At 61.8% G+C, this 3,212-nt stretch carries 2 protein-coding genes; both read right to left on the bottom strand.

All coding sequences use genetic code 11. The features are described from left to right. The coding region (locus JWR14_RS37955; protein WP_299719891.1) for an FAD-linked oxidase C-terminal domain-containing protein at positions 1–1,393 on the bottom strand (1,393 nt) is incomplete at its 3' end. A gap of 194 nt (positions 1,394–1,587) precedes the next feature. Further along, positions 1,588–3,003: an FAD-linked oxidase C-terminal domain-containing protein gene (locus tag JWR14_RS37950; protein WP_299719889.1), complete on the bottom strand. Its 1,416-nt coding sequence runs from the start codon at positions 3,001–3,003 to the stop codon at positions 1,588–1,590. Positions 3,004–3,212: the final 209 nt, after the last annotated feature.

The raw sequence follows: 3,212 nt of genomic DNA, 5'->3' as shown, positions 1-3,212 counted from the left end.
TAAGCAGGCCGGGGGGATCGAAGGCACGTTTTATCGCGTGAAACGTATCGCGTTCTTCGGGCGAAAACTGGACGCACATGGAGTTGATCTTTTCGATACCCACGCCATGCTCGCCCGTCACCGTGCCACCCAGTTCCACGCACGTTTCCAGGATGTCCGAACCGAACGCCTCAGCCCGGTGCCACTCGTCGAGGTCGTTGCCGTTGAAGAGAATCAGCGGATGCATGTTGCCGTCGCCGGCGTGGAAAACATTCATGCAACGCAGTGCGTACTTTTTTTCCATCTCTTCAATGCGCGCCAGCAGCGGCCCGATCTGGCGGCGCGGCACCGTGCCGTCCATGCAGTAATAGTCAGGGGAGATACGGCCGGCAGCCGGAAATGCGTTCTTGCGGCCGGACCAGAACTTCAGCCGTTCGGCCTCCGAGCGCGAAATCTGGATGCGGTTCGCGCCGAATTCACGCAACACGGCCGTCATGCGTACGATTTCCTCCATGACTTCGTCCTGCGTGCCGTCGGATTCGCACAGAAGAATTGCCTTGGCGTCGAGGTCGTAGCCCGCTTTCACGAACTCTTCCACGGCGCGCGTGGCGGGTTTGTCCATCATTTCGAGCCCTGCGGGGATGATGCCGGCCGCGATGATCGCCGCGACCGCGTTGCCGCCTTTGACGACGTCGTCGAAGCTCGCCATGATCACCTGGGCCGTTTGCGGCTTCGGAATCAGCTTGACAGTGATCTCGGTGACGATGGCGAACATGCCTTCGCTGCCGATGAACACCGCCAGCAGGTCGAGCCCGGGCGCGTCCAGACCGAGCGAACCGAATTCGAGGATGTCGCCTTCCATCGATACAGCACGCACGCGCATCACGTTGTGACACGTCAGGCCGTACTTGAGGCAGTGGACGCCGCCGGAGTTCTCGCTGACATTGCCGCCGATCGTGCAGGCAATCTGCGATGACGGATCAGGCGCGTAGTAGAGCCCATAGGGAGCCGCGGCTTCCGAGATGGCGAGATTGCGCACGCCCGGCTGGACCGTGGCGGTACGCGCGTACGGATCGACCTCAACAATCTTGCGAAAGCGCGCAAGCGACACCACGATCCCATGACGGATCGGCATGGCGCCGCCTGACAGGCCCGTACCCGCTCCACGCGGGACAATCGGCACGTCGAGCCGCGCACAGATCTGCACGACGCGCTGAACCTGCGCTTCGGTTTCGGGCAGCGCAACCGCAAGCGGCAGCCGCCTGTACGCCGCGAGCCCGTCGCATTCATAAGCGGCCGTGTCTTCCTCTCGATACAGCAGGCAATGCGTCGGCAGCACGGCCATCAACGCCTGGACCACTTCGCGCTGACGTTGCGCCAACACTTCCGGCGAAAGCTCGGCGGGTGCGTTCATGTCTCCTCCCGGCGGTGTTTGTGCTCTGGAGTGTTTCCAAAAAGCAGATCGTTGATCTTGCACCTGCGCGTGTCTGCCGTCGATCGGGCTAATTACGGGGACGGAGCATGTTTTTACGCCAGCGCGTTGTTTCGCGCCGAAGGCTGGCTCGCTGTTCGCCGCTCGGCTATCCTGACGTAGTCAGCCTCGTTCGATCAGGCGTCGTACGAGAAAATCTTGCCCGGGTTCATCAGGTTTTTCGGGTCGAGCGCATGTTTGATCGAGCGCATTACGCTGATTGCGTCCTCGCCGTGTTCCTCGATCATGAAGCCCATCTTGTGCAGCCCGACGCCATGTTCGCCGGTACACGTCCCGCCCATGCGCAGCGCGCGCGCCACAATGCGGTGATTGATCCGCTCGGCTTCCTCGAATTCTTCAGGCTTGGCCGGATCGAGCAGCATGGCGACGTGGAAATTTCCATCGCCCACATGGCCGACGATCGGACAAGGCAGTGTGCTGGCCTTCAGGTCCTGTTCCGTTTCGATCACGCATTCAGCCAGCCGCGAGATTGGCACGCAGACGTCCGTGGTCACGGCGCGGCTGCCGGGCTTGAGTTGCAGCATCGCGAAATAGGCGTTGTGACGCGCGTTCCAGAGGCGGCTGCGGTCTTCCGGCCGGGTGGCCCATTCGAAATCAGTACCGTTGTTTTGTGCGACGATTTCCTGCACCGTCTCCGCTTGTTCCTTCACGCTGCTTTCCGTGCCATGGAATTCGAAGAACAGCATCGGCGATTCGCGAAAGGTGAGGTTCGAATGGCGGTTGATCGCACGCACGGCAAGCGAATCCAGGAACTCAACGCGGGCCACCGGCACGCCCATTTGAATGGTTTCGATGGTGGCGCGCACGGCGTCGCCCATCGATGGAAATGCGCACACCGCCGCCGATACCGCTTCCGGCTGCGGGTAAAGCCGCACGGTGATTTCGACGATCACGCCGAGCGTGCCTTCCGAGCCAACGAACAAACGCGTGAGGTCGTATCCGGCCGACGATTTGCGCGCCCTTGTGCCCGTCTTGATGACGCGGCCATCGGCTAACACGACGGTCAGGCCGAGGACGTTCTCGCGCATCGTGCCGTAGCGCACGGCGTTGGTACCGGACGCACGCGTTGCCGACATCCCGCCAATACTCGCATCCGCGCCGGGATCGATGGGGAAAAACAGCCCGGTGTCCTTCAGCGCTTCGTTCAACTGCTTGCGCGAAATGCCCGGCTGCACGGTGACCGTCAAGTCTTCAGCATCGATCGACAACACCTGGTTCAAGCCCGACATATCGATGGATACACCACCTTGAACCGCTAGCAAATGACCTTCCAGCGACGACCCGTTGCCGTACGGAATCACCGGCACATTGTGTTCGGCGCAGAGCCGGACCACGGTCTGGACCTCTTCCGTGCTGGTCACGAAAACGACGGCGTCCGGTAGTTGCGGATCGAACGGCGATTCGTCGCGGCCGTGGTGTTCGCGGACTGCGGTGGTGGTCGAGACGCGTTCGGCGAACGCGGTTTTCAGCGCGTCGAGCAAGGCGGCGGGGAAGGTGCGGCGAATGGCGAGCGGCGGGACGGGGTGGTTCACGGCGTGTCTCCGGACATCGGTGCAATGGGATGTTGGGTGCGCTAAATCTTGCATCGGAATGCGGGAATCGCGCGTTTTATGATGTCATTTTACGCCGATAGGCCGTATTGAGCCTGCCTCGAGCCGAGGCCCGCACGGTGCCTATAATGAGCGCGGACGCTGACCGGCGTCCTGCGCCACCTGGAGAACATCATGGGCAATCGCCTGAG

The organism is Caballeronia sp. (genome assembly GCF_028292365.1).
Taxonomy (GTDB): domain Bacteria; phylum Pseudomonadota; class Gammaproteobacteria; order Burkholderiales; family Burkholderiaceae; genus Caballeronia.
The sequence above is the reverse complement of the archived record's forward strand: the minus strand, read 5'-3'. Positions and strand labels throughout refer to the sequence as shown.